This is a genomic window from Ferrimonas sp. SCSIO 43195, from assembly GCF_023716685.1.
Classification (GTDB): Bacteria; Pseudomonadota; Gammaproteobacteria; order Enterobacterales; family Shewanellaceae; genus Ferrimonas; species Ferrimonas kyonanensis.
This window is the reverse complement of record NZ_CP072679.1, coordinates 3,207,659-3,233,127: the sequence shown is the minus strand read 5'-3', so window position 1 is coordinate 3,233,127 and position 25,469 is coordinate 3,207,659. Positions and strand designations below refer to the sequence as shown.

The 25,469-nt window shown below is 57.2% G+C and carries 22 protein-coding genes; 14 read left to right on the top strand and 8 right to left on the bottom strand.

Annotated elements, in window-relative coordinates:
* Window positions 1-65 precede the first annotated feature (65 nt).
* Window positions 66-479, bottom strand: coding sequence for a hypothetical protein (locus J8Z22_RS15080; RefSeq protein ID WP_245595564.1), 414 nt, complete (start codon window positions 477-479; stop codon window positions 66-68).
* Between the two features lie 129 nt (window positions 480-608).
* Between J8Z22_RS15080 and J8Z22_RS15075 the strand changes: the two genes are divergently transcribed.
* Window positions 609-1,205: a DUF938 domain-containing protein gene (locus J8Z22_RS15075; protein ID WP_028112326.1), complete on the top strand. Its 597-nt coding sequence runs from the start codon at window positions 609-611 to the stop codon at window positions 1,203-1,205.
* Here J8Z22_RS15075 and J8Z22_RS15070 read toward each other — a convergent pair.
* A complete protein-coding gene (locus tag J8Z22_RS15070; protein WP_252006954.1) occupies window positions 1,202-2,350 on the bottom strand; it encodes a GNAT family N-acetyltransferase in 1,149 nt (382 codons plus the stop codon). The two genes, J8Z22_RS15075 and J8Z22_RS15070, sit on opposite strands and share 4 nt — an antisense overlap.
* 118 nt (window positions 2,351-2,468) lie before the next feature.
* On the bottom strand, window positions 2,469-3,695 hold the full coding sequence (gene sstT, locus J8Z22_RS15065) for a serine/threonine transporter SstT (RefSeq protein WP_028112328.1): 1,227 nt from the start codon (window positions 3,693-3,695) through the stop codon (window positions 2,469-2,471).
* A gap of 272 nt (window positions 3,696-3,967) precedes the next feature.
* Between sstT and J8Z22_RS15060 the strand changes: the two genes are divergently transcribed.
* Window positions 3,968-4,288 (top strand): cupin domain-containing protein, encoded by a 321-nt coding sequence (locus J8Z22_RS15060; RefSeq protein ID WP_371877978.1) that lies wholly within the window; start codon window positions 3,968-3,970, stop codon window positions 4,286-4,288.
* 7 nt (window positions 4,289-4,295) lie between these two features.
* Here the strand turns inward: J8Z22_RS15060 and J8Z22_RS15055 are convergent, their stop codons facing one another.
* The gene (locus tag J8Z22_RS15055; protein WP_028112330.1) at window positions 4,296-4,934 is read right to left on the bottom strand and encodes an NAD(P)-dependent oxidoreductase; all 639 of its coding nucleotides are present in this window, start codon (window positions 4,932-4,934) and stop codon (window positions 4,296-4,298) included.
* Window positions 4,935-5,117: 183 nt separating this feature from the next.
* Between J8Z22_RS15055 and J8Z22_RS15050 the strand changes: the two genes are divergently transcribed.
* The 3 genes from J8Z22_RS15050 to J8Z22_RS15040 all read left to right on the top strand — a co-directional run bounded on the left by J8Z22_RS15050 (window position 5,118) and on the right by J8Z22_RS15040 (window position 7,348).
* On the top strand, window positions 5,118-5,972 hold the full coding sequence (locus J8Z22_RS15050) for a LysR family transcriptional regulator (protein WP_252006953.1): 855 nt from the start codon (window positions 5,118-5,120) through the stop codon (window positions 5,970-5,972).
* A 43-nt stretch (window positions 5,973-6,015) separates the two neighbouring features.
* Complete coding sequence (locus tag J8Z22_RS15045; protein ID WP_252006952.1) at window positions 6,016-6,453, top strand: TerB family tellurite resistance protein; 438 nt, start codon at window positions 6,016-6,018, stop codon at window positions 6,451-6,453.
* A gap of 178 nt (window positions 6,454-6,631) precedes the next feature.
* Window positions 6,632-7,348, top strand: coding sequence for a hypothetical protein (locus J8Z22_RS15040; RefSeq protein ID WP_252006951.1), 717 nt, complete (start codon window positions 6,632-6,634; stop codon window positions 7,346-7,348).
* Between the two features lie 63 nt (window positions 7,349-7,411).
* On the opposite strand, the gene J8Z22_RS15035 is transcribed toward J8Z22_RS15040, so the two are convergent.
* Window positions 7,412-9,403, bottom strand: a complete 1,992-nt coding sequence (locus J8Z22_RS15035; protein ID WP_252006950.1) for a hypothetical protein — start codon at window positions 9,401-9,403, stop codon at window positions 7,412-7,414.
* A 232-nt stretch (window positions 9,404-9,635) separates the two neighbouring features.
* Here J8Z22_RS15035 and J8Z22_RS15030 point away from each other — a divergent pair, with 232 nt between their 5' ends.
* From J8Z22_RS15030 to J8Z22_RS15005, 6 genes are all read left to right on the top strand, one after another.
* Window positions 9,636-10,376, top strand: a complete 741-nt coding sequence (locus J8Z22_RS15030) for a spermidine synthase (protein ID WP_252006949.1) — start codon at window positions 9,636-9,638, stop codon at window positions 10,374-10,376.
* A gap of 75 nt (window positions 10,377-10,451) precedes the next feature.
* Window positions 10,452-10,811 (top strand): putative quinol monooxygenase, encoded by a 360-nt coding sequence (locus J8Z22_RS15025; protein ID WP_028112335.1) that lies wholly within the window; start codon window positions 10,452-10,454, stop codon window positions 10,809-10,811.
* Between the two features lie 170 nt (window positions 10,812-10,981).
* Window positions 10,982-14,695: an ATP-binding protein gene (locus tag J8Z22_RS15020; protein ID WP_252006948.1), complete on the top strand. Its 3,714-nt coding sequence runs from the start codon at window positions 10,982-10,984 to the stop codon at window positions 14,693-14,695.
* Window positions 14,692-15,321: a hypothetical protein gene (locus tag J8Z22_RS15015; protein ID WP_245595565.1), complete on the top strand. Its 630-nt coding sequence runs from the start codon at window positions 14,692-14,694 to the stop codon at window positions 15,319-15,321. The genes J8Z22_RS15020 and J8Z22_RS15015 overlap by 4 nt, the downstream gene beginning before the upstream one ends.
* Window positions 15,321-16,565: a hypothetical protein gene (locus J8Z22_RS15010; protein WP_028112338.1), complete on the top strand. Its 1,245-nt coding sequence runs from the start codon at window positions 15,321-15,323 to the stop codon at window positions 16,563-16,565. Before J8Z22_RS15015 ends, J8Z22_RS15010 begins: the two co-directional genes overlap by 1 nt.
* Window positions 16,566-17,480 (top strand): hypothetical protein, encoded by a 915-nt coding sequence (locus tag J8Z22_RS15005; RefSeq protein ID WP_028112339.1) that lies wholly within the window; start codon window positions 16,566-16,568, stop codon window positions 17,478-17,480.
* A 75-nt stretch (window positions 17,481-17,555) separates the two neighbouring features.
* Here J8Z22_RS15005 and J8Z22_RS15000 read toward each other — a convergent pair whose 3' ends face one another.
* The gene (locus J8Z22_RS15000) at window positions 17,556-18,248 is read right to left on the bottom strand and encodes a M15 family metallopeptidase (protein WP_252006947.1); all 693 of its coding nucleotides are present in this window, start codon (window positions 18,246-18,248) and stop codon (window positions 17,556-17,558) included.
* Between the two features lie 501 nt (window positions 18,249-18,749).
* Here J8Z22_RS15000 and ahpC point away from each other — a divergent pair.
* From ahpC to gltS, 3 genes are all read left to right on the top strand, one after another.
* Window positions 18,750-19,307 (top strand): alkyl hydroperoxide reductase subunit C, encoded by a 558-nt coding sequence (gene ahpC / locus J8Z22_RS14995; protein WP_028112341.1) that lies wholly within the window; start codon window positions 18,750-18,752, stop codon window positions 19,305-19,307.
* A gap of 98 nt (window positions 19,308-19,405) precedes the next feature.
* Window positions 19,406-20,998, top strand: a complete 1,593-nt coding sequence (gene ahpF, locus J8Z22_RS14990; protein WP_252006946.1) for an alkyl hydroperoxide reductase subunit F — start codon at window positions 19,406-19,408, stop codon at window positions 20,996-20,998.
* 835 nt (window positions 20,999-21,833) lie between these two features.
* Window positions 21,834-23,057 (top strand): sodium/glutamate symporter, encoded by a 1,224-nt coding sequence (gene gltS / locus J8Z22_RS14985; RefSeq protein WP_028112344.1) that lies wholly within the window; start codon window positions 21,834-21,836, stop codon window positions 23,055-23,057.
* A gap of 88 nt (window positions 23,058-23,145) precedes the next feature.
* Here gltS and J8Z22_RS14980 read toward each other — a convergent pair whose 3' ends face one another.
* A complete protein-coding gene (locus J8Z22_RS14980; protein WP_252006945.1) occupies window positions 23,146-24,477 on the bottom strand; it encodes a YfaP family protein in 1,332 nt (443 codons plus the stop codon).
* 9 nt (window positions 24,478-24,486) lie between these two features.
* Entirely contained in the window at window positions 24,487-25,314 is an 828-nt protein-coding gene (locus J8Z22_RS14975; RefSeq protein ID WP_252006944.1) for a PKD domain-containing protein, read from the bottom strand.
* Window positions 25,315-25,469 lie beyond the last annotated feature (155 nt).

The following is a 25,469-nucleotide window of genomic DNA, read 5'->3' as shown; positions in this document are numbered from 1 at the left end:
AAAGGAGACCGGAGTTGCTGGAGATTTCTTTCAGAAAGGGTAGGCCGGTTTGCACCGGCCTGCGGTTATCCCTGTAGCAGCGATTGGCAGGGTTGTTTGAAGCGGCCCATCAGTGGTCCCAACGAGTTGGCGGAGGGGAGGCTGGCCAGTTGCGCCTGCTTGGCTGAAGCGATCTGGGCCGCGGCCTGCTGAGTGCTGCTCAGATCGCTGATCCGGCTCTCGGCGGTGACGGCGGATTGGGCCAGTCGTTCGCCCACCGCTTTCATCTGCGGCGCATTCATGCCGGCGATGGCTTCGGAGGCGATCTGATAATAGGCGGCACACTGCACCAGTTGGTCGTGCAGCGCCTGCTCCTTCGGGGCCAAGGGTGCCGAGTTAGCGGCGCTGTGGTCACCGGCTTGAGGCTGGCTGAGCAGCACAAACCCGGCGACGCCGATGCCAAGTAAGAGAGTGCCTAGGATGATGAGTGGGCTTTTCATTGCGTCTTCCCTGAATTTACGTCTGTTTTCTGACACTAATAAACCTTGACCAAAATCGCAAATCCGATTGAATTGTGATGCGGATCGCCATGGTCTGAGGCACACTGGTTATTTTGACGGAGCCACAGCATGTCATTGCCTTTTTCTCAGTCTTGCGAAAACAATAAAGACCCCATCTTAACCTGCCTGCGACAGGCGTTTATCGACGCCAGCCGAGTGCTGGAGATCGGCAGCGGCACCGGTCAACATGCGGTGTATTTCGCCGAGCACTTGCCTCACCTGCACTGGCAACCCAGCGACCAGGGCGAATACTTGGCTGGCTTGGCACTGCGGCTGGCGACGTCATCCTTGCCGAACCTGGCCGCGGAGATTGAATTGGATGTCGGGGGACGCTGGCCAAGCCAGGGGTTTGACGCCGTGTTTACGGCCAATACCTGCCACATCATGGCCTGGTCGTTGGTTGAAAAGTTGTTTGCCGGCGTGGCCCGCAGCCTGGAGTCCGGTGGCACATTCTGTGTCTACGGGCCGTTCAATGAAGGGGGCTGCTTTACCAGTGACAGCAACGCCAGGTTTGATCAGTGGCTGAAGCAGCGGGATCCTGATAGCGGCATTCGTGACCTGGAGGCGGTGGTGGCTTTGGCGGCGCGCCATGGCCTGCAACTGAGCGTCAATTACGCCATGCCAGCCAATAACCGCTTGCTGCAATTTACCAAGGCTGAAGCCTAGGTGGATTTAAACGGAAGCAGCCGACGGTATTCGTGCAGGCGTTGCTGCACTCGCTCGGTTTCCTGGTCGACAAAGGCGGCGATAGCTTGATCAAACTGGGGCTGGAACACCCAATGATTGGAATAGGTTAGCGTCGGCTCAAAGCCCCGCCTTAATTTGTGCTCCCCCTGAGCGCCGGCATCGAATCGGGACAGGCGGTGGTCGATGCAGTAGTCAATGCCTTGGTAGTAGCACAACTCAAAATGCAGATCATCGATGGCTTCGGAACAGCCCCAGTAGCGGCCGTAGAGACACCCTTGGTGTTTAAGATACAGGGCGCCCGCCAGCCAGTGGCTGCCCCGCCGGGCCATGATCAGCACCAGGTTATCGGTTAGCGTTCGCCCCAGAGCGTCGAAAAAGGCCTGATTCAGGTAGCCGCCATGGCCGGAGCGCTTGGCGTAGGTCAGTTGGTAAAACAGGAAAAATTGCTGCCATAGGGCCGGGGTAATGGAGGCGCCTTCGAATCGCTCTATGCTCAGGCCCTCGGCACAACGGCGTTCTTTTCGGATCGCCTTGCGACGCCGGGCGGTCAGAGTGTCGGTAAACTGCTCGAAATTGGCATAGCCCCGGTTGTGCCAGTGAAACTGAATGTCCAGCCGCTGGCGCCACTGCTGTCTGGATAACGCCAGACTTTCCTCCCGGCCGGGAAACAGCCACTGCATACCCGATAACCCCAGCGCCAGCCCATGCTGGTGAAGTTGCGGAGTGATGGCGGCGAGCAGCGCTTGGCGTTGTATCCCTGGGGCTAGCGCCAGTCTGGGGCCGGTAACCGGAGAAAAGGGGACGGCACTGATCCATTTCGGGTAGTAAGCCAGGCCATGATGTTGATAGGCATCGGCCCAGCTCCAGTCGAAGACGTATTCCCCATAGGAGTGACGTTTCAGGTATCCCGGTGCCAGGGCTACAATCTGTCCCTGACGGCGTATGCACAGGTGGTAGGGCATCCAGCCAGATTGGCCGCCGACACAGCCGCTGAGCTCGAGCGCATGCAGGAAGGCGTAACGGCAAAAGGGCGGAGCGTCGGTGAACAGGGCGTCCCACTGCTCGGCGCTCAGTTGATCGATGCGGCTGAGCCACTGCAGTTCAAATGGGGATGGGGGCGGCATGATCGCATCCAAAGATCAGAGTGTCTGAGGATGTTATAACAGCAGTTGTGGCAGAAAAGCCAATGACACGAGGAGAGTGGCACGCCACCCGTACGGGTGGCGTGCGTTGCGGTGGCGGTTAGCCCAGTTCGGCTTTGCGCTCCGCTTCGCGGCAGGCCGCGGCGGTGAAGATCACGTCGGTAGAACTGTTCAGAGCGGTTTCTGCGGAGTCCTGAATCACGCCGATGATAAAGCCAACGGCCACCACCTGCATGGCGACGTCGTTGGAGATACCAAACAGGCTGCACGCCAGTGGAATCAGCAGCAGTGAGCCGCCAGCAACGCCCGAGGCGCCGCAGGCGGACACCGCGGCCACCACACTCAGCAGCAGCGCGGTGGCCATGTCTACCTGTACACCCATGGTGTGAACTGCGGCCAGGGTCAGCACAGTAATGGTAATGGCGGCTCCGCCCATGTTGATGGTGGCACCCAGAGGAATCGACACCGAATAGGTGTCTTCATGCAGATCCAGTTTCTTACACAGGTTCAGGTTCACCGGCACGTTGGCGGCCGAACTGCGGGTAAAGAAGGCGGTGACGCCACTCTCTCTCAGGCATTGGAATACCAGAGGGTAGGGATTTTGATGGGTTTTCACGAACACGATGATCGGGTTGATCACCAGAGCGATGATGGCCATCGCACCCAATAATACCGCCAGCAACTGAGTGTAACCCGCCAGAGCATCGAAACCGGTCTCGGCGATGGTCTTGGAAACCAGGCCAAAGATACCAATGGGGGCGAAGCGAATCACCACCCGAACGATGCTGGTGATCCCTTCGGAGATGTCGTGAAACACCTTCTTGGTGGCGTCAGAGGCTTTGTGCAGCGACAGCCCCAGGGCGATGCCCCAGGCCAGAATGCCGATAAAGTTACCGGTCATCAGCGCATTGACAGGGTTGTCGACAACCTTGAACAGCAGGGTGCTCATGACCTCGGCGATCCCCTCAGGCGGTGCCAGGGCGGCTTCGTTGGTTGCCAAAACCAGAGTGGTTGGGAACATAAAGCTCAGTACCACGGCGGTCATGGCCGCGGCCAGGGTGCCAAACAGATACAGCACCACGATGGGTTTCATGTTGGTGTGCTCGCCGCGTTTCTGGTTGGCGATGGAAGACGCCACCAGAATGAATACCAGGATCGGCGCGACCGCTTTCAGGGCCGAGACGAACAGGCTGCCAAGGAAGCCGATGGACAGAGCGAACTCTGGTGCCATGACTGCCAGGGCGATACCGGCGAGGATGCCGACGAGAATCTGGAGTACCAGACTGCCGCTGGCCAGTTTTGCGATGATTGATTGCTTCTTTTTCATGATTTGCCTAGTGCATTATTTTTATAGTCGATGACTGCGCCATCGTTGCATGGGTTTTTAACAATTTTGTTAGTGATTTGTCCACCGGAAACTGGATTTAGATTGATCTTTGTCTGTTTATTTACTGCGACCCGAAACTGAAACAACCTTTGCTTATGGCAGCATCTTAAAAATCGATGCCATAGGTCGGATCAGTTCACTGCTGATGGTCATTGCACGCCAGTTTGACCGCCATGGCCAATGCTATGAGTTAAATCAAAAGGAGAAACAATGTGCTGCAAAACTTGCTAACGAATCTGCCACAAAACTTAACAAATGAGCTGTTTGAAACCCTGGTTGATTCCAAATCGGTAAAAATCGAAAGAATCTTATCGAAAGGCCAGCATACCCCCGCCGATGAATGGTATGACCAGGATGAGCACGAATGGGTGATGGTGGTGGCCGGTGCGGCCAGAATCGTCTTTGAGGATGGCAACGAGGTCGTGATGGGGCCGGGAGACCACCTGCTACTGCCGGCGCACCGCAGACACCGGGTCAGTTGGACCGACCCGGAGCAGACCACCGTCTGGTTGGCGGTGCACTGGACTGAGTAATGACCGCTTAGTAGCCGATGGTATAACGGCGGCCACTGTGCTGGCGCTGCTCGGCTTCGTTGACTACCGCCAGGGCCAGATCTTCGACCGACACATTGGCCGGGGTGTCGCCGTCCATGAGCAGGCTGTCACCACCGACGCGGAAGCTGCCGGTTCGCTGACCGGGAGCCAGCAGTGCCGGTGGTGATACGTAGCTCCAGCTAAGGTCGGTTCGCTGTTGCAGCTGGGTCAGTACGTCGCGTGCCGCCCGGGCGCCTTGCAGATACTCCTGAGGGAAGCCGTCGGTGTCCACCAGTTGCACGCCTGGGGCGACGAACAGGCTGCCGGCGCCCCCGACCATCTGCAGACGCACGCCACTTAATTTGGCCGCTTCGATAATGGCGTCGGAGCCCGTGATGAAGTCCTGGTACAGGTTGGGGTTGCTCCAACCGGCGTTAAAGGCACTGAGGATCTCATCGTGGCCAGCCATGGCGGCGGCGGTAGAGTGGACATCCAGTACATCACCGATGATTTCGGTTAAGCCGGTGTGGCTGGGGAGTTTGCCGGTTTGGCGAACCAGCGCCGTAACCTCATGGCCCTGGGCCACTGCTTCGTTAACCAGAGCGTGGCCGACAAAGCCGGTAGCGCCAATGATAAACAACTTCATAATGTTACTCCGAGAGAGTGTGAACGGGTTGATTGATAAGTTAACTCGGAATGGTTTCGTTGATTAGCCCCGGAAATTCACATACTTTATTAACCTGTACTTTATAATGGCAAGGTTATGCAGACTTCGATTCACCGACTAAAAGCCATGGCAATATTCGTTCGGGTTATTGAGGAAGGTGCCATGCGTCGCGCCGCCCTGTCGCTGGGGATGACGCCGGCGGCCGTCAGTCAGCAGATTGGTCAGCTGGAGACCCAACTGGATACCCGGCTGTTGCACCGCTCCACCCGTAAACTCAGCCTGACTGAGGCGGGGCAAGCGTACTTTTACTATTGTCAGCAGATGGTGCAATCGGCTCAAGAGGCCGAGCAGGCGCTGGCGGCGGTTCGGCATCAATTGGCCGGAGAGATAAGGATGACGGCGCCTGTGGGGCTGGCGGCCAGACAGTTGCCCCTGGCGTTGGCGCCGCTGTTGGCCCAGCACTCAAAGCTGAATCTGACCTTGTTGGCTTCCGATGAGTGTCTGGATATGGTGGAGCATCGGCTCGACATTGCGTTTCGAGCCGGACCGCTGGAGGACTCAACTCTGGTGGCTACGCCGGTGTGTGACTTTCCGGCTCGGCTGTGTGCCTCGCCCGCCTATCTGGAGTCACAGGGTATCCCAGAGACGGTGGAAGCGTTGCAGACGCACGCATTCTTGGTGCAAAGCCAGACGCATGGGAGCGGCCGATTGCAATTGACGCACCCGACACTGGGGCAGAGGCGGGTGCGCATTACCCCTCGTATTCAGACCAACAACCTGCAGGTGGTGCATCGTTTTGCTCGTCAGGGCTTGGGAATGGCGGTGTTACCAGAACACGAAGCCAGCGAGGCATTAGAGAATGGGGCGTTGCTGCCGGTGCTGCCGGGCTGGCAGTTACCGGGAATGCCTTTCTATCTGGTGACACCCAATCGACAACGCACGGAAAAGGTGGAGGCAGTGATTGCGACGGTGAAGCGTTATTTTTCCAACTCAACCACCGTACGGGAACCTGTTTAGGACTCAAGGGTCAAAAATCAGGTTAGCCCAGAAGGAGATGTTTATGATCAGCCGGTTTAAATCCTTGTTTACTGACCAGCCAGATTGCGGCGAGGCATTGAATGTGGAGCTGGCCAGCACCGCGTTGCTGCTCGAGGTGGCCCGGGCCGATTCTCACATCAGCCATGAAGAGAAAGAGGCGGTGTGGCACCTGGTCAAAGGGCTGCACCAACTGTCGGATAGGGAAGCGCGAGAGTTGATAGAGGAAGCGCTGGTGCAGACTGAGCAGGCCAACTCCATCCACAACTTTACCAATGTGGTGAAGAAAAACCTCAAGTTGAAACAGAAGCTGCAACTGGTCGAAGGGTTGTGGCGGGTGGCCTACGAAGACAACATCCTTGAGCCCCATGAAGAGGCGATGATTCGCAAGGTATCGGACCTGCTGTATTTGCGCCATAGCGAGTTTATTCAGACCAAACTGGTCGTAACTGGCGAGCGATAACTCTCGATTGTTTCCCCTCCATTGACGCTGCTCAGAGTCGGCTCAAGCAGCGTGCGCAATGCCTCTGTATAGATGCGATCTGCGTCGCCCTGCGGGTTTTTGTGTGCTTAGTAACAGAGAAACACAGAGTTGGTTTCTATAGCCTACAGCGAAAAATCAGGCCATTGGGAGGCATATCATGTCTGGAGGAGAGCTGGGGGTGTCGGAGTTGATTCGCCAGAGACTGACCAAGTTGTGTCGCGAGGTTGGTGCCGCGGATATGGCGTATTGCATCGATGTCCGATGCCATTCAGACTTTTTTGCTAGCCAGAGTAAATTGCATCGGCGCTGGCAACAAAGAAAGCAGGTGTTCTTCAGCTCTGTTAATTTGTCTCAGTGCTTCGACAGTTGGCGCTCTAACTGCCTGGCTTCAGACAGAAATTTTAATCGCTCCCACCATCATTCTGTGTACGATTGGCACTATTCTCCCGAGTCTCCTGACAGTGCAAGGGCCATCAATATCATCCACAATCACGGCTACTCCAGAGTGTCGTCTTTTTCGGTACCTTGCCCATTTTCCGGGCGCTATGTCGCTCGATTTGTCATCATTGATGATCCCATCTGCCGGGATCGTGATAATCCTCTGCTGTTTTCTGCGCTTGAGCACTTCCATATTCAATCCGTGTTGGATTTTGGCGAGTCGATAAACCCTTTGCTGGATCTTCACCTGGTCAGCCCCATGGCTCAGCAGGTTTTGAAGCTGTTCTCCCTGGGCTGCTCGCGTTTGGAGGTCTCTGAGGGGTGTAACATTACCGAGCGCGGAGTGGATTATCATGTCGATGCGCTCAAACGCCTGTTTGGCGCCGCCAACATGCCCGAGTTGATGTATCAGGCCTGCACTCAACGGCTGATTTAGCACTAAGGGGTATTGGAGCGACAGTCAACGGAAGCCCATGGGGGCTTCCGTTTTATATGCAGGTTAGCGATTAGGGTGACAGGTGAGGCAACTGGCCGCTTCAGGGTAGTCGGTATACAGGCCAAAATACTGAGCCGGTTGAGTATCGAACCCGAGTTGCAGTAGCTCGTACAGAGTTTCATCCCAACCGGATTCTGGGATCAGACCCGTCTGGTAGGCATTGCCATGCAGCGTTAAGGACTTGGCATGACAGAAGCCGCAGGTGGTGGTTTCACCATGACCGTCAGGGGCGCCATTGTTGCCGTGACACTGGGCGCATTCAAACGGGCTCATTGATTCGGAGACGTGACCGCTTCCCTGTTCGGTGTTGTGGCAGGTGCCACAGTCCGGTTGTTGCCAACCGAAGTGATCCGGCGTCAGGGCTGCTTTAGCGTCGTTGATGTCAAAGGGAGAGAACAGCAGTTCCGGTGGCAACGGGCTGCCCAGATCCGCGCCCATGAAATTTTCACCGTTCGTCATCAGTTCGGTGCTGTATTCATCGGACATCTGAAAACTCACCCGGTACAGATTGACGTACTCCGGACTGACCTGAGGGTACAGGTCCATGGTCATATGGACGTCATTGCCACCAAAGGCATCACTGAAGTAGGTTTTATTTTCCTCTCCTTCTGAACCAAAGGGCGTCAGCGGCACTTTGTCGCCCCAATGCGCCGGGGTCCAACTGGTTTGTCCGGGCAGAGACTGACGCCAGGTGCCGCCGGTGCAAGGAGTGGTAGGCATTCCCCACAGCTCACTGCCGGTGTGCTCTCGATTACACATCAGATTTTTGTACATCACCGCTGTCAGGCCTGAGTCATTGTAGCGGGCCCACTCGCCGCTGTTGTGAACAAATCCAGCCGTACCGCTGGCACGGTAATGGCCGTTGATGAGATTGCCGTCGTCATCCAGTGTGTCAAAACTCATGGCGTTCATCAGGTAGCCATTGACCATGGTGTCGTTGCTCAGCTCCGGCCACCAGGCGAAGTGCACATCGATGCCTGGATAGCGGTCGGCCAGGGACAGCATGATGTCCATGGTGGTGATCACGCCGGGTTGGTAGATGTCGGGGCGGCTGTTGTGGGCGGTTACCTCGAGATTTCGGAATGTGGCCCTGTTGCCATAGGCCCAGTCAATGACGATCTCAGGCACAATCATCTTGCCGCCGTTGGTGGCCAGGCGTTTTTGCTCTTTTTGGTAGATCTCTTTTCTGAGTTCGATCTCCTCTTTACAGGCGGGAATCAAAAAGGTCTTGGCTTGATCGCCGATGGGCATGCGGTCGATCTGCTTGTAGCTTTCCTCGGTATGGAACTCCATACCGTGTTCGGTCGGCCAGGGAGAGGCGGCATAGGCAAATTTCCAGCCGCCGGGTTCGCTGCACTGGGCAAAGGGAACACTGGTTTGAGAGGGATTAGGCAGTTTAGCGGGATCCTGCCCTTTAATGCCGTTGATCGAAGTCACCCAATAGGTGTCTAACTCCTGGTCGTAAAAGTACTCCACATCCAGGTCGTATTGTTCGGCGGCGAGCAGCAGCAGGTCCAGAACAGAGCCCCAGCCAGATTGAAACAGCTCGGGCCGGGTAGTGGTCCAGTCGCGACGGGTCAAGTCGACCTGCACGTCTTCGAGAATATAGTCATAGTCAAAATGTGGGGTTACGCCGTACAGGGCGGCCACGTCGACGTCGGACATTTGGCTGGCGGCCGGATTGACGCCATCGTTGCAGAACTGGTGTTGAGCAGGGTTAAAGGCACAGTCGTACACCGGGTGGTGCCAGTCCGGGTTTTGGCGGGTGATGGAACTGGCGATGCTCAGGGTCATGGTTTTCGGTTGAGTTAAGGTGCCATCGACGTGACCAAAGATGTTGGCCGCCGGTCGAATGGGCGGCGGCGTTGGTTCGGTTGGCGTCTCAGGCTCAGCGGGCTGGCTGATGACCTCGTTGTCATCATCGCCGCAGCCACTAAGCAGGGCTGCCAGCAGGCACAAAGGGATTGCGGGATTACAGGGTCTCTTTTTCATCATCTTGCCTTATTGCTGTTGGTATTCAATCAGGCTAAGAAAAACCGGCCCTGCTTTATCTGTGCTTTCTAATACGCAAATTTTGTAGCCTGCCTATCCGTGATTCCGGCGGGAATAGCAAAGGGGAGCTGGGAAAATATATTCATTAATTGACTCAGTATTAGCGAACGAACACTTGTTGATTGAGTCTCTGGTTGTCCTCGACCATAATGCGCCCCTTAATGATGAGGGCAGCATGAACAGCGATAACATTCTTTTTGACGGCCACGATGAATGGGGCCAGGTTCAGGTGATTGAGCAGGGGCCACAGCGGTTGTTGTGTTTTGGTCCGTCTGACGAGCAGAGCCGCATCATTACCAAGCAGCCCTGGGTGCTGCAACATGAATACACTCGGGCAATGATGTTGGCACTGCTGTTTTGCCAGCCCAAGCGGGCCTTGGTGCTGGGGGTGGGCGGCGGCTGCTTGATCTCGGCGTTGGCGCATGTGGTCAAGGGCATCAAGGTGACCGGGGTTGAATTGCGGCCTCTGGTGACGGAGATGGCACTGGCCCATTTTCGAATGCCACAAAGCAAGCGCATCGACATCGTTCATCAGGAAGCCGGCGCCTTCCTGGCCGCCGGCGAGCACAAGAAAGTGGATCTGCTGTTTGCCGATCTCTATGGCGCCGATTCGGTGGATGACGTGCAGTTGCAATCCGGTTTTATTGATGACGCCGCCGCCCTGGTCAAAGAGCAGGGGATGCTGGTGCTTAACTGCTGGGAAGAGCACCGCCACCATGATGGGCTTAAAACCGCGTTGGCGGCCCACTTTCCCCACTGTCATAGCTGTCCGACCGCAGACGGCAACCTGGTGATTCTGGCTGGACGCACGCCGCTGAGCGCTTCACTGTCGCAACTGCGGGAGCAGGCCCAGCAGCTCAGCAGCAAACTGGGGTACCCGTTGACCGACAGTCTGGGCCGACTGGAGCCCTGGTAGGGGGAGCCTGCTGGCATCTTTGTCGCCGCAGGCATACAGTAGAGCGGTATCGGTTGATAGATGAAGAGGGAACTCATGTCACAGCGTATCTACTGTCTCGCCCAATTTCGCCCCAAGCCTGGTAAAGAGGAGGCGTTATTTCGAGTGCTGCAAGCCTTGGAGCCCAATACTCTGAGGGAGCCCGGTTGTCTGCAGTACATCGTCACTCGCCACATCGACAGCCCCTTTGCTCAGGGCCACAGCTACCCCATCGTGTTTAATGAGATCTGGGCCGATCACGATGCGTTTGCCGCGCACTGTCAGCGCAGCGAGATTCAAGCGTTCTTCGAAGCTCACTGCGTGGCCGACGAGGGGCTGGTGGCCGAGTCCAATGTCTGTGTCTACAGCGATCAGCCTGCGGATTACGATGCCCCGCACCTCGAGTCAGGCCGTTAACGCGCCCGAATCTGGCCCCCGACTGATGATTTTGGAATCAGTCGGCGGACTCCCGGGCCTGCACACCCGCCAATTTGTTGTTCCCGCCCCTAGGCTACGGTACTCTAACCCGCTTAGTGTCTGACTTTGGCCCTGCGCCAGAGTGTCCCCGGTTTTGAAAGGTATCTCCTATGGCTCAAGAGGCGTTTCGACTGCGTCGTATCATCATTATCGACAGTTTCTGGAAAGGGAAGGTCAATGAGATCGATTTTGATGGTCACACCCAGTTAGAGGGCACCAACGGCGCCGGTAAAACCTCCTTGATGCGATTGCTGCCGCTGTTTTACGGCATGCGCCCTGGAGACATCGTTTCCAAGGTCGATCAGGCTAAGAACTTTGCCAACTACTACCTGCCCAGGGAATCCAGCCTGCTGGTGTACGAATATCAGCGCCCCGGTCTGGCCGAGCCGCAGCTGTGCTGCATGGTGGCCTCGTCAGATGGCCGCAGCGTGCACTATAAACTGATCGATGCCCCCTACTGCCAGCAGCACTTTATCGGCTCGGATCACAAGCCGTTTAAGGTGGGGGAGATCGAGCGTAACTACAAACGCGCTCATGGCACCTATTGCTCCAACTACCTGGGAGTGGACAAATACCGCCAGGTGATTCAAAACCTGCGTGGCGGTCGTGCTTCCAGCGAAATTCGCCAGCTGCAGAGCCGCTTCAGCTTCGGCAATGTCGCCATGCCTCACATCGATAAGGTGGTTAATGGCACCATCGAGAAGAACCTGGATTTTGAGGCGGTAAAAAAGATGCTGGTGGCCATTGCCGCCGACTATCTGGCCCGCAGCCGCTCCGGTGACAACCGGGAACAGATGCAACTGAACAAGGACGAGATTGGTCGCTGGCTCAGCGACATTCAGGCCAGCCGTGAAGTGCACGCGGTTGCCGACAAGATTCAGCGTTGGCAGGGGCAATTTAGTGAGCTGGAGGAGTTTCTGGGCCAGTTGCGCCATCTGCTGGCGCTGTGCGATGAGCAGCAAATCGAACTCAAGGACAAACTCAAGGAGTTGGGGCAGGAGAAAGCCAGCCAACGCGAGTCCCTGCGACAACTGGAGCGCGAGTTCGATGCCACCGAAACCGGCTTTAAGCAGACCATTGCTGCCGAGAGTGATCGCCTGCACGCCAAACAGATCACCATTGAACGCCTGGATGACGACAAGCAGCGTTACGACGATGACGATGCGGCATCTTATCAACTGCGTGCCGATGAAAAGGTCACCTTCAGCCAGCGACTGAAAGAGGTCAATGGCATCATCGAGAGCTTTGAAGGCGACACCGCCAAGGTGGCTCGCAAGTTCGAGGAACTGCTGGGTAAGCTGGATCTGGAACTGGCTCGAGGCGAGGGTGAGAAGCAGCAGCAGATGGCCGACATTCGCGAGCAGAACAGCCACAAGCTGGCGGAGGTGGAGCAGCAGTATCAGGCCAATCGCCGTCAGATGGAGCAGCGGCTGGCGTCTCAGAGCCTGGGACTGAAAGATGAGCAGCTTCAGTTGCAGCATGCTCAGCGCGTCAATGGGGAAAACCGAGCCCACCCCCGTTTGCCAGCGACCATGGCCGAACAGTTACAGCTTACCGCCCAGTCTTTGGGGGAGGCACAGAGTCGTCATAACGAGATGCTGAGATTGATGGCCGATGAACGGCACAATGGCGCTCAGTTAGAGCGTCAGCGTGATCAGCAGCTTAGCCGCCTAAGCATCGAACAACGGCGCCTGGATGATCTCAAGGCTCAGCATCAGGCGCTGGAGCAACAACTGCACCCCGAAGAGGGGTCTTTGCAGGCCTTTTTAGAGGGGCGCACTGAAGCCAGTGATTGGAAGCAGACCATCGGTACTCTGTTGTCTCCAGAGTTGCTGGCTCGTACTGATCTGGCTCCGAACTGGAGTGGTGATGGTCTTCAGAGCCTGTACGGCGTGCGCCTGGATCTGAGCCCGCTGCAGCACAACAACCCACTGGCCCGGACCGAAGCGGAACAACAGCAACAGTTAGAGACCCTGGACCAACAGTGCCGACAGCAAAGCGAGCAGATTGACCAGATCAACGAATTGCTGAAGCAGCTAGGGCGTCAGCTTGAGCAGCATCAGAGCCAGTTGGGGCAGTTGCAGCAGCAGGAGCGCCGTGTCAGTGCCGAGATCGATCAGCTCAGGCAACAGCAGGAGCGGCAACAGCTTCAGGCCGACGAGAACATTAAGCAACAGCGACGGCAACTGGAGGAGGAGCACAAGCAGCTACTGAAGCAGCAGGAGCAGTTGAGCCATAAATTGGAACAGCTGGAAGAGCAGGGCGAAGAGGAACTGCATGAGCTGCACAATGCCGCGTTGGAGCGCCGCCTGATTCTGGAAACCGACCGCGATAGCCAGCTCGAGACCCTGTCTCATCAGCTGGAGGCACTGCGAGACAGCGTCAAGGAGCGGCGCCGGGATTACAAGAAGCAGCAGAAGCAGGCGCTGGATAAGATCGACCCCGATGGCGAGATCGACAAGCGAATGCAGGAGCGCAAACAGTTGCAGCAGTCACTGGATGATTGCGCCAGGTTTGAGCAGAAAGCCCGTGAGTATCAGCACTTCCTCTCCAGTCAGTACAACCAGCGGGAGCCGTTGGCTGCCGATGTCTTGCAGCTGCAGCAGCAACTGTCTCAGGCTCGCAGTGATCTGGAGCAGGCCCGCACTCAGTTTGGTCATCAGCAGGCTGAACACAAAGCGGTGCTTAAGCGAAACAAAGAACAGCAGGAGCGCAGTGATGATTTGCTGGCTCGGCTGGTACGGGTGCAGGCGGTGTGCGATCCCTTAGGGTTGGAGCCGAGCCGCAATTCACAGTTGCAAAGTTACCAGGCGGACATGCTGCCCGGTTTTATTGAGCAGAATCATCAGGGCTTCAGCCACCTGGAGAAGAAGCTGACTAAAGAGATCAGTCACTTCTCCAATGTACTGCGAACCAAGCATGGTAAGAGCAGCTTGTTTGACACCTGGACTCAGTTGGTGGCCGACAACGACCGTTTCGAAGGCTGTGAAACCGTGCTCAAGTACCGTATGCCCATTGGCGATCTGTTGCAGAGTGCCGCTCAGCTTGCCAAGTCCACCGGCCAGTTGGTGATCGTCAATGCCACCATGATCAACGAGTTCTATCAGCATTTGGAGAACTTTGATCGCCGGATTAAATCCGTCGGTCGCAACCTGTCGGAGCGGGTGACCGCCCTGGCCAAGTTTGAAGCCTTGGCGGACATCAGTGTGGGCACGGTTACCAAGCTGGAACAGCTGGAGTATTGGCAGCCGCTGCGCAGCTTCTCCGATTGCTTTGAACAGTCGCGGGACCAGTTGCGTGATGGGGTGGCCGAGATTCCGGAAGAGCTGATTCGGGCCATGCGTGAGCTGGCCCGGGTATTGCCAGCCGAAGGGTTGGAACTGGAGCACAACGACCTGTTTGATTTGGAGTTCGTGATCACCGAGAAAGGTCAGGTGAAACGGGCCCGCAATGCCCGTCAGTTGAAGAAAGTCAGCTCCACCGGCCTCTCCTATCTGGCGATGCTGTCGCTGTTCGCCGGTCTGCTGGGGATGCTGCGTGGTGATGGTGAGCGTCCCAGCACCATCATTCTGCCGGTGGATGAACTGGGTGAGCTGGCGGCAGAGAATATTGAACTGCTGCTGGGGATGTTCAACGACAACCACATTCAGATGTTGTCGGCGTCGCCTTCCACCGACCGGCAGGTGCTGGCGTTGTACAAAACCCACTACAAGCTCAAAGACAGCAAAATCTACAGCGCCCATGTACCGCTGTCGAAACTGGAACAACTGCTGGCCAGTCGTGCCCGCCGCGAGCAGCCTGAAACCGAGGAAGCCGGACAATGATCTTCAAACATACCGTAGAAACCCTGCTGTCTGGCGCCGTGATTTGTCAGACGGCCTACCCGGACCACTTCGAGTATCTGCAGGCGCCGGCCAACGCCGAGCGGGTGCATGAGTTTCTTAGCCAGCTGGATCGCAGCCTGACCCACTTCGAGGCGGCCGGCGCCTACTACTGTACCTTTGATAGCATCGACGACAGCAATCGCCGCGCCATCAGTCAGCTGTTCAGCTCGGTGCGCAGTCATTTCCGGCCGCTGGTGGAATGGCTGGACATGCTGCTGCGGGCCACCGGCCACGACGCGCCGCTGCACGCCAAGGACAGCATTAAGTTTACCTCGTTGCTGGAGGCGTTTGAGCACGACCAGACCCTGTCGGAGCAGCTGCGCCGCTTGACCACCATGGCACCATTTAAGACCAACCGGGTGGAGATTCGCGACCAACTGGGTACGGTGCTGGCCAAGCTGGAGGAGATGGGCTATTTGGTGCGCCATGCTCCGGGCAGCAACACCTGGTACGCCACCGCCCGCTTTGATTTGATCTATCTGCTGATCGAGTTCCTCAACGACAGTGAGAAGCTGGAGCTGCCGGAAGTGCAGGAGCCGGATCCACAAGAGGAGCTGTTGCTGTAATGAGCCTCTATGACAGCAATCAGGTCGCCGCGCTGCTGCGACAGATGGGACAGGCCGACGAACTGTTGTCCCAGGCTTACGTCTTTGGCGCCGTCAGTGCCGATGAGGACAACGAAGGCCAGCTCCGCAACCTGCAGAAAGCCAAGTTATTGCGCCCCGACGATGAACCGGGCAACTACCGCCTGACCGCCGACCTGAAGCGGTTGCTCAACAAGTTGATGCGCCAGCAGAGCGGCTATCGCCAGTTGACCGACATGGGCAAAGTCATCGATGCCATGGACGACGTGATCATCGACTATCGCGACTCCCTCATCGGTGGCCAGATGGACGACGCCGATCACTACCTCGATCAGCTTGACGATTTGTTGTTTGATGCCAGAGATAGCCTCAATACCAGCCTGGACAACATGCACTATGCCATCTCCAGCCAGTTTGGTTTTGTGGCGACCCTGACCGCCAAGGTGCGGGAAAACCAGAAGGCGCTGGATTACGCCCAGAAACTGTTGAACGAGTTGCAGCAGATTGACCCTGAGACCTGTTACCAGTGGATCTTCGACGGTGCGCCCACCGAGTTTGCTCGCAAGATCACCGGGTTCGTGCATTGGTTTCGCATGGTGTTGGGCCGACTGGCGCACATCATCGAAAAGATGCGACAGAGCCTGTTCCGCCTGCGGCGCCAGGTTAAACAGGCCAACCAGTTGCGGGGCATGGCCCGCTTCCTGCGCAAGCACCCCGAGTATGAGCTGCGTGAAGACCTGGCTTTTGCCACCGATCTGCCCCGGGAGCTGAAACTGGCGCCGGCGATGGAGATGGGCGGCCTGGTGGATGTGCGCAGCAGTGCCGTCGAGCAGGAGTTGATCGAGATTGTCCAGCATCTGCGCCGCCAGCAGCCGACCACTCCGGTGGTGGCCGACCGGGACGGCGTCAGTGTCGAAAGCGACGATCTGGAGACTCTGGCCTACCTCAGTGACTGGGTACTGGATGAAGTGGAACACTTCTTTGAGCTGGCGGTGATCAAGGACGGGGCCCTCTCCGCCCTGGAACATTGGCAAGGACAGCAGCCTGCCTGGCTCAGTAACGAGTGGCAGTTGGATCCGCAGTTGTGGATTGAGCTGGTGTTTGGTTATTACTGCAACCTCTCTCCTCAGCAGCAGCAGTTGTTTGCCATGGAGATGGAGGAGCAACTGGTGGCGGGCACCAACAATAACTTTACCTACAGTGACGTGCGGATTCGGGTGGCCTGAATGGCGTTGAATCGTCGCGAGCGTCAAACTCTGGCAGGCTGGTTTGCTCGGCCCTGGAGAGCGCAGGACGTGGCGTTTGGCGCTCTGGCCAGCCGGCTGCATCGTGACTACGGGTTTGGCGAGGTGCGCGGTGATGGCCGCGCCAGAGCCCGGCTTCATATCAGTCGCGATCATCTCAGTGCGTTACGGCAGGAGCTCAGGCGCGACGGTCTCGGTGATCCCTGCGAGCCGGCCTTTGTTGGCGAGGGTCTAAGCCGTATTCAACAGGCACAAACTCAAGCCGATGAGAAGGGCGGCGCCCAGGCCGTGACCGAGGAGCTGGTGTTGTGCCGGCCGTTGACTCACTGGCACATCGACGACACCCCCCTGGCCCTGCCACCCTTGATGCAAGCGGGTCAGTTACTGAACTGGCCTTCTCTACAGCAGTTGGGGCAACGGCTTGGCCATACCCACCTGGTGCTGGTGGAGAACCTGGCACTGATGGCTGAGCTCCATCGCCTGAATCTGCCCGATAGCCTCAACCAGGCGCTGTTTCTCTACCGAGGTGACGTTGCTGCCGACAGGCAGGTCAGTCGCGCTTATCAGTGCTTCAGGGCGTTCAAGGGGCAGTTGCCGCTGGTGTACTTTGGCGATTTTGATCCCGCCGGGCTGGAAATCGGCCTTGGCTGTGGTGCCGAACAGCTGCTGCTTCCAGCCCGGTCTCTGTGGCCGGCGCTGTTGTCTGCCGACTGGCAGGGCCTCAAAGGCCCTGAGACCCGCTGGTTTGAGCAACGGGCCCAGGCACAGCGGCTGCATGATTCGCAGCTGCCTGACTCGGTGAAGCAGGCATTGTTGGCCATGGACCGACACAAACAGACCCGCACGCAGGAGCACCTGCTGGCCCATGACGTCGCGCTGGAACTGCGGGCACTGTAATCGCAACTGAGCGCTAAAACAATGCGGCTTGCCATCTGGCAAGCCGCATTGTTTGGTTCTGAAGTCAAGATGGAGTCAGCGGTTTCTCAGCGTGGCCGCTGGCGCCGGGGTGACCTGGTAGAAGTAGCGGCGGAGCAGTTCCGGTAATCGCTCCAGAATATGGGATTTCAGTGCCAGCTTGCTCTGTTTCAAGTGCTCCGCCAGGGCGCGCTCATCAAAGGCGGCCAGGGCTGGCAGCGCCACCGGGGCAAAACTCAGGTGCCAGGGCTCTGGCTGCACACCGCCCAGGTTCTTGGTGTAAGGGCGAAAGAAGCCATATTCGGTCATGTGCTCGTCCAGCCAGCGGTTGAGTTTGCCGTTGGGGCCGCGGCCACGGTATTCCAGAGGCTCCAGCTTGAGGTTGTCACGACTAATGGCATTGGCGTCGTAAAAATTGAAGTCGCAGCCCCAGTGCCGGCGCGACGTACCAGGCAGGGAAGACCAGGCCAGAATGGCCCGCAGCAGTTCGTTGTCATTGAGGTTAGCCGGGTTCAGCGGCCGGCCCTCTTCATCGACCAGGGGCTGTTTGCCCATCACCTTGCCATTGAAAGTGCTCAGTTGAGAATCGAAACTGCACCATCCCGAGGCGCACTGCAGGTCGAGCCCAACCTTGCTGGCGGCCTCTTGCATCTGGCGGAAGGCCACGGCGGTGCGGCACTCCAGCAGCTGGTCTTCCACCTCCATCAGGTGGGTTTGTTCTAGGCCCATGAGCTGGGATTGGGTCAGCACAATAGCGTCTCCATTGTTGTTTCGTTGTAGTCTGCCAGAATCTGGGGGTTACCGATACTCACACGTGTGTTGCTCTGAGGCAGGGTGGCGATAATGTGGACAAGATCAATCAGTTATTTTCTCTGTAGCCGCATTGAGTTTTCCCATGCAGTGCTGCTGTCCTCGCAGAGGGTGAGGCGCTACCGGCCGCCTTATTCACAGTCCACCAGCCAATAAACGCCAGTTTACCGCGAACGGCCTGCCAGGGGGAGTCGTTATCGTCTTTGTTGATGGCGCGAGCCTGGCCTTCCCGAAGCGTTCGAAGCCGGTGAATCCTCCAGTCGTGGGGTGGCTCTGTTATACCCGTGGCCAACGTATTCTCTTCGTTATTTCATTCAATCGAATTTTTCGTTTGCAGTGATAGTTTGTAATTGCTTTTGTGTTTTGTTGGCTTGGGGCACTATAGCTCCATCGACGCGGTAAGCGTCACTACAAAAACTTTGCAAATAAGAGAGATACGCCATGATCAACACTCAAATTAAGCCGTTCAAAGCCACCGCCTTCAAACAGGGCGAGTTTGTAGAAATTACCGAGCAGGATGTCAAAGGCAAGTGGGCGGTGTTCTTCTTCTACCCCGCCGACTTCACCTTTGTCTGCCCCACCGAGCTGGGCGATCTGGCGGACCACTACGAAGAGCTGCAGCGCCGCGGTGTTGAGGTGTACTCCGTGTCCACCGATACCCACTTTACCCACAAGGCCTGGCATGACAGCTCCGATACCATCGGTAAGATCAACTACTTCATGGTCGGGGATCAGACCGGCACCATCACTAACAACTTCAACGTGATGCGTGAAGGCCAGGGCCTGGCAGATCGCGCCACCTTCCTGGTTGACCCTGAGGGTGTCATCCAAGCGATGGAGATCACCGCTGAGGGCATCGGCCGTGACGCCGAAGACCTGATGCGCAAGGTGAAAGCGGCGCAGTACGTGGCCAACAACCCAGGTGAAGTGTGCCCCGCCAAGTGGAAAGAGGGTGAACAGACCCTGGCTCCCTCCCTGGACCTGGTCGGCAAAATCTAAATTCCAACAGGTTCTCTTGCCAGTGTCCCCCGCCGCCCTGATGCGGCGGGGGGGACTTGCCATCAACCTTACTTCCACCGAATTTCTGAGGTTTCACCATGTTAGACCAAGCGATGAAGCAGCAATTACAATCTTACTTGTCCAACCTGAAGTCCGATGTGCAGCTGCGCCTGAGCCTGGATGACAGCGACACCGGCAGCAAACTGGCGGCCCTGGCGGCGGACATCGCCTCTTTGAGCAGCCTCATCAGCGTGGTGCGGGATGACAGCCACAGCGAGCGCAAGCCGCTGATGCTGGTGGAGAACCTGGAGACGGGCAGCGCCATCGGCTTTGCCGGTCTGCCCATGGGCCATGAGTTTACCTCTCTGGTGCTGGCACTGCTGCACAGCGGTGGTCATCCCATTAAGCTGGACGATGACACCATTGCCCAAATAGCGGCATTGGATACGCCGTTGAACGTGGAGATCTTCATCTCCCTCTCTTGCCAGAACTGTCCCGAGGTGGTGCAGGTGTTCAACATGATGGCCGCCATCAATCCGTTGATCACCGTTACCATGATCGACGGCGCCGCTTTCCAGGATGAGGTCAAGGCCCGGGATATTCTGGCGGTGCCCAGTGTGTTCGTGAACGGTGAGCTGTTTGGTCAGGGCCGCATGTCCCTGGCGGAGATCCTCGATAAGGTGGACAGTGGCGCCGCCGAGAAGCGGGCGGCCAGGCTCAACCAGCAGGCGCCGTTTGATGTGCTGGTGGTGGGCGGCGGTCCGGCAGGGGCGTCGGCGGCCATTTACGCCGCCCGTAAAGGCATCCGTACCGGCGTGGTGGCCGAACGCTTCGGCGGGCAGGTTCAGGACACCATGGCCATCGAGAACTTCATCTCGGTGAAAACCACCACCGGACCCAAGCTGGTGGCCAGCCTGGAGGAGCACGTGAAGGAGTATGGTGTCGAGGTGATCACCGAGCAGCGCGCCGCCAACATTAAAGGCGTCGAAGAGACCACGGATGGTTACCTCCATGTGGAACTGGAGAGCGGCGCGGTGCTCAAAGCCCGCAGCGTCATCACCAGTACCGGGGCCCGCTGGCGCGAGATGAAGGTGCCCGGTGAGCAGGCGTATCGCAACAAGGGCGTGGCCTATTGTCCCCACTGCGATGGTCCGTTGTTCAAGGGCAAGCGCACCGCCGTCATTGGCGGCGGTAACTCCGGCATCGAGGCGGCCATCGACCTGGCCGGCATTGTCGAGCACGTCACCGTGCTGGAGTTTGCCGACAGCCTGCGTGCCGACCAGGTGCTGATCGACAAGGCCAATGCCACCGCCAACATTGACATCATTACCCTGGCCGAGACCACTCAGGTGCTGGGAGACGGTGAGCGGGTGACCGGGTTGGAGTACCGGGATCGCAACAGCGGCGAGTTACACCGGCTTGAGTTGGCCGGCATCTTCGTGCAGATCGGGCTGGTGCCCAACAGTGAGTGGCTCAAAGACAGCCAGGTGACATTGTCTGCCCGCGGTGAGATTGAGATTGATGCTCGCGGTGCCACCAGCCTGGAGGGGGTGTTTGCCGCCGGGGATGTGACCACCGTGCCTTACAAGCAGATCATCATCGCCATGGGAGAAGGCGCCAAGGCCAGCCTGGCAGCCTTCGATCACCTGATTCGCAATCCGGCTCCGGTGGCGCAAGCCGAACTGGCGTAGCGCTCAGACTTCGGACGGGTTTAAACATCAGAGAGGTGCATCGCCTCTCTTTTTTGATTCCCGGGAGAGGGCAACGGAGTCAAGTTTGGGGTGTCGTCGGTCGCTATTGGCCTAGGTTGGTGGCAACCGCAACCGCTCAAAGAGCTTGATTGGCGTTCAATTGGCCATCGATTCTGAAAGATTACCAAAATGGTGGTCAATTCTTGCTCAGCCAAGCGCCTGTTTCGGCAGAGTTGTTATCTGGATCCGGTTTTATTGCCGGAAAATCCGCAATGCAACCCGGGTGTAACCTGGCATTTACTCTTGGGTGGCGTTTGATTGACCATATCTTCTTTTCTATTGTTTAAGCTTCTGAATTAAATAGCTATTTCTCTTGATGGTGTCGGTCTGGCGGCGGAGGTGTCGTTGCCGCCGTCACTCTGCCTGTTAAAGGAGGGAATGCTCAGTTGTGCAGCGCGGCGGCAACCTTGACGCAAAGGATGCTGGCAGGTGTTCACTTTCGCCCACCTTTGCTTGCATTCGGCCATGGCGCCCAGGGGGGTGCCTACACCAACAGCCTGGCGTTGGCAATATGGTCAAGGTCGGAGGTTGTCGGTAAAATTACTACCATGATGATGAAGATTCACCTCCTCTTTTTTGACGGCGGCGGCTAACCCGCTCCCTGCCAGTCAGCCGGATTGCCGGCCAACTCAGCTAACTTCGGCACAGATCCCTGTCGCCAGTGGTTTCCCCAATTGGACGTTCGTTTTCACCTGTCGCCATCCAGGCTGACGGCGCTGTGGGCGTGATGTTTGGGGTTGTGAACCTGTTTGTAACAGTAAGAAAAGAAGACCAAATGAATTCAGTGATTGTAATTAATGAGCTTGAGTCCTTACTGATCGCCATTGTGGTGCTGTTCCTCGGATACTTTGTTAATGGCAAGGTACCGGTACTGAAACGGTACAACATTCCAGAGCCCATTGTCGGCGGGTTGATCGTGGCCAGTATCATTGCCGTGGTGCATCAGTATGGCATCGACCTGCAATTCCAACTGGCCATCAAAAGCACCCTGATGAAGATGTTTTTCGCCACCGTTGGCCTGGCCGCGAGCTTTAAGCTGCTGGCTCAGGGGGGCTCGCGAGTGTTCCTGTTCCTGGGACTGGCAACGGTGTTCATTCTGATCCAAAACAGCGTCGGCGTCGGTCTGAGCTCTTTGATGGGCCTGGATCCATTGCTGGGGCTTATCGCCGGATCCATAACCCTGTCCGGTGGTCATGGTACCGGCGCCGCCTGGTCGCAGACGTTTGCCAGCGAGTTTGGTTTGCAGACGCTGGAGTTGTCCATGGCGGCGGCCACCTTTGGTCTGGTGATGGGGGGCATCATCGGCGGTCCGGTGGCGCAGCGACTGATTCGCAAGCACGGATTGAAATCGGCTTTTGGTGATGGCGAAAATCACCACATTGAGCATCCGGACCTGGTGACTTACAGTGATCATGAAGAGGATCGCATCACCGCTAAAAACAGCATCGAGGTGTTGTTCATTCTGTTGCTGTGTGTCGCCAGTGCCGCCTACATCAAGACCTTTGTCGATGGCTTTGGTATCGCCTGGCTGCGGATCCCTGATTTTGTCTACGCCTTGTTTGTCGGGGTGGTGATCACCAACCTGTGCGAAGCCACCAAGGTGTATAAAATCAACAAGGAAACCGTCGATGCCCTCGGTACCATTTCGCTGTCGTTGTTCCTGGCCATGGCACTGATGAGCCTCAAGTTGTGGGACTTGTTGGACCTGGCCTTGCCAATGTTGGTGATTCTGTGTGTGCAGACGCTGGTGCTGGGGCTGTTTGCTTACTTTGTTACCTTTAAGGTGATGGGGGGCAGTTACGATGCGGCCATCATCTCCGGCGGTCACTGCGGCTTTGGCATGGGCGCGACCCCGACGGCGGTGATGAACATGGGCTCACTGGTGTCCCACCATGGTCCGTCGCCGCAGGCGTTTATGGTGGTGCCCGTGGTGGGGGCCTTCTTCATCGACATCACCAACCTGATTGTGTTGCAGACTTACGTCAGCTTTCTGCGATAACACTCGGTTTTGATTAGAAAAGGGCCAGCATCTGCTGGCCCTTTTGGTGTGGGGTGCCTTGGAACTGCGGTGGACGACGGTGTGGCGATTATTGCACCGAGTACAGGGCGTTGCCGTTGTCGTCCTGGTTCACTACGATGTCATACACGGCAACGGGTGAACTGTTACCGGCTGAACCTCTGGCCTTGTTGAGGGTAACGGCGCGGGGGCCGAAGGTGGTGCCGTTGCCCAGATACAGCGTCACCAATGCTTTTTCTGGCTGGTAGCCTTTGAAGTAGTTGACGCCAACGGAGTAGGTGCCTTCATTGACCCGGTCGCAGGCGACGAAGTAGTTTTCCGGTCCCACCGCTGTGGTGTCATCCACATCCAGAGTTCCATCCTGACCGGTTTTGTTGCGGTAATAGACGTGACTGCCACCGGGTTCAAACACATGCAGGTCGACGTCCGGTTGATCCCCCCAGGACAGGGTGGCTCGAATGGCCCCTTCGCCGGCAATGACCTCGGGGTACGCCAGTTGCTCAGACAGGGTGGTAATGCCGGCATTGATTCGGGCTCGAGAAGCCAGGCGGCTGTCAAAGTAGCTGCTTAAAAAACTGTGATTGAGCAGTTCGCGCTGGTCGTTGAGCAGGCCTGGGTCGTTGTCGATGTTGGCGGCCATAACGGTTTCGGTAAGCCGAAGCAGGTTGATGACCCGATCATCGTCGGCGGTGACGTAATCGGCGCCATTGACGGTGGTTGCCGCCGGTGAAGCCACGCCGTAGTAGTTGATGCTGTCGGCGTACTGCGGGTGTTTAGTCAGGGTGGCGGCGATGGCAGTGTTGGTGAACAGGTTGCCCTGACTGTGGGCCACCACCAGCACTCTGCGCCCGTTTATCAGGGCATCGGAATAGAGGCGACTGTGGTTGGTGTTGACCAGATCGCCGTCGGCCATGGCGTCGGCGGCGGTTTGGGCCAGACTGTCTCCGAGCTCCTCTAGCAACTCATTGGTCAACAGGGCGGCGACCAGGTTGCCGTTGGTAAGGGCAAGGGAGACGGTGGCCCGAATCTCGTCGTTGGACAAGCCGGAGCGCAGCAAGTCGTACACCATGTAGGCAATGCTGCCGTCCGGGTCTTCGGTGATCTTCTGTTGAAATACCTGAACCACATCGGTGACAAACCCCTGACTGTAGTTGTAGGCGGTTTTAAAGTGGTAGGTGCTGTTGGCTTCAGTCTGTTCCAGCGGCGCCTTGTAGACCTTGAGCAACAGCGCGGTAACCTCCTGGGCCTCGCTGAGGGTGGTATTGATGCCATTGGCAAAATAGACATTGGTTTGCTTGTTGTCGGAAATGGGGGTGCTGCAGCCATTGAGGCTGGCTTGCACCGCCACAGGAAAACTGACTGCACTGATGGCAAGTGTGGTTATAAGGGCGTAGTTCATCATCTTTCCTGCTTATTCCTGAGGTAAACGGCAATCCAATGTGGCGGGGTCGACACTGTCGCTGACGGTGCCCATTCTGGCGCGGTTGAATGCCTCGTAGGCCTGTTGCCGCTCTCGAGTGTTGAGGATCAACGCCCGCAGTTGAGCGGTATTTCGCGGCGAGTCCATGCCGTAAAACTCCACAAAGCAGGCACTCATTTTGGCCAGTTCCTGAGTGGCCAGTGTCTGTTTGATGTCGTCATCCGTGGTGCCAGCGATGACCACTTCGGCAAACTGATTGGCGCCCAGCCGGTACAGTTCACGCTCCGGTTTTGACAGCGGAAACAGCGCCAGAATCTTGATCTCAACATCGTCACGAACCCCGTCCTGGTCGCTATCGACTCCAGGCACGGTTGCGTCCGGCTGAGGGGGCGGAGGCGGCAAAAGCGCCTGGTCGCGTTCTTGCAGATTGAGGGTAATGGAATCGTTGTTGCTGTCGCCTTGGTCATCGATAACCGTCAGGATCACGGTTACACGTTGATCCTGTTTCAGCTCACCCACCTTGAGCTGAGCCTGCTCGCCGTTGCCTGTCAGGGTGATCTGATCGCCCTGATAGTCACCGCTATCCAACTGCCACTGGTAGGTGACAATCTGGCCATCGCTGTCATCGGAGTCGGCGGCAGACAGTGTGTAGTCCTGCCGCTCAAGCAGTGATGAGGGTGCGCTGATCTTAGCGGTGGGCAGTGCATTGGCGTTGTCGCTGTTTGAGTCGCTGCTGGAGTCATTACACCCGGCCACTAACAGTGCCAGTGAGGCGCCACACAGTGCCTGGTAAAACACTTTTTGACCTGTCTGAATCATGGTTTTTCTCATTGTCTGGGTAACGAATTGTCGATAAGGCCGGCGGAGTTATCGCAAGTTAAGTTCCATTTTCAGCGCATTGGCGTGCCGGTGCGGCTGTGGCTTTATCGTCTTTGCCGGAGAGGCTTGGCATTGAACCAATGCCGCGCTCTCAA

Excerpts from the sequence above, each read along its gene's own strand:
- J8Z22_RS15055 (WP_028112330.1), bottom strand. The coding sequence starts at position 4,934 with ATGAAGTTGTTTATCATTGGCGCTACCGGCTTTGTCGGCCACGCTCTG.
- J8Z22_RS15025 (WP_028112335.1), top strand. The coding sequence starts at position 10,452 with ATGTCACAGCGTATCTACTGTCTCGCCCAATTTCGCCCCAAGCCTGGT.
- J8Z22_RS15005 (WP_028112339.1), top strand. The coding sequence starts at position 16,566 with ATGGCGTTGAATCGTCGCGAGCGTCAAACTCTGGCAGGCTGGTTTGCT.
- J8Z22_RS15020 (WP_252006948.1), top strand. The coding sequence starts at position 10,982 with ATGGCTCAAGAGGCGTTTCGACTGCGTCGTATCATCATTATCGACAGT.
- J8Z22_RS15030 (WP_252006949.1), top strand. The coding sequence starts at position 9,636 with ATGAACAGCGATAACATTCTTTTTGACGGCCACGATGAATGGGGCCAG.
- J8Z22_RS14980 (WP_252006945.1), bottom strand. The coding sequence starts at position 24,477 with ATGATGAACTACGCCCTTATAACCACACTTGCCATCAGTGCAGTCAGT.
- J8Z22_RS15070 (WP_252006954.1), bottom strand. The coding sequence starts at position 2,350 with ATGCCGCCCCCATCCCCATTTGAACTGCAGTGGCTCAGCCGCATCGAT.
- J8Z22_RS15075 (WP_028112326.1), top strand. The coding sequence starts at position 609 with ATGTCATTGCCTTTTTCTCAGTCTTGCGAAAACAATAAAGACCCCATC.
- J8Z22_RS15015 (WP_245595565.1), top strand. The coding sequence starts at position 14,692 with ATGATCTTCAAACATACCGTAGAAACCCTGCTGTCTGGCGCCGTGATT.
- ahpF (WP_252006946.1), top strand. The coding sequence starts at position 19,406 with ATGTTAGACCAAGCGATGAAGCAGCAATTACAATCTTACTTGTCCAAC.
- sstT (WP_028112328.1), bottom strand. The coding sequence starts at position 3,695 with ATGAAAAAGAAGCAATCAATCATCGCAAAACTGGCCAGCGGCAGTCTG.
- gltS (WP_028112344.1), top strand. The coding sequence starts at position 21,834 with ATGAATTCAGTGATTGTAATTAATGAGCTTGAGTCCTTACTGATCGCC.
- J8Z22_RS15080 (WP_245595564.1), bottom strand. The coding sequence starts at position 479 with ATGAAAAGCCCACTCATCATCCTAGGCACTCTCTTACTTGGCATCGGC.
- J8Z22_RS15035 (WP_252006950.1), bottom strand. The coding sequence starts at position 9,403 with ATGATGAAAAAGAGACCCTGTAATCCCGCAATCCCTTTGTGCCTGCTG.
- J8Z22_RS15045 (WP_252006952.1), top strand. The coding sequence starts at position 6,016 with ATGATCAGCCGGTTTAAATCCTTGTTTACTGACCAGCCAGATTGCGGC.
- J8Z22_RS15040 (WP_252006951.1), top strand. The coding sequence starts at position 6,632 with ATGTCTGGAGGAGAGCTGGGGGTGTCGGAGTTGATTCGCCAGAGACTG.
- ahpC (WP_028112341.1), top strand. The coding sequence starts at position 18,750 with ATGATCAACACTCAAATTAAGCCGTTCAAAGCCACCGCCTTCAAACAG.
- J8Z22_RS14975 (WP_252006944.1), bottom strand. The coding sequence starts at position 25,314 with ATGATTCAGACAGGTCAAAAAGTGTTTTACCAGGCACTGTGTGGCGCC.
- J8Z22_RS15010 (WP_028112338.1), top strand. The coding sequence starts at position 15,321 with ATGAGCCTCTATGACAGCAATCAGGTCGCCGCGCTGCTGCGACAGATG.
- J8Z22_RS15050 (WP_252006953.1), top strand. The coding sequence starts at position 5,118 with ATGCGTCGCGCCGCCCTGTCGCTGGGGATGACGCCGGCGGCCGTCAGT.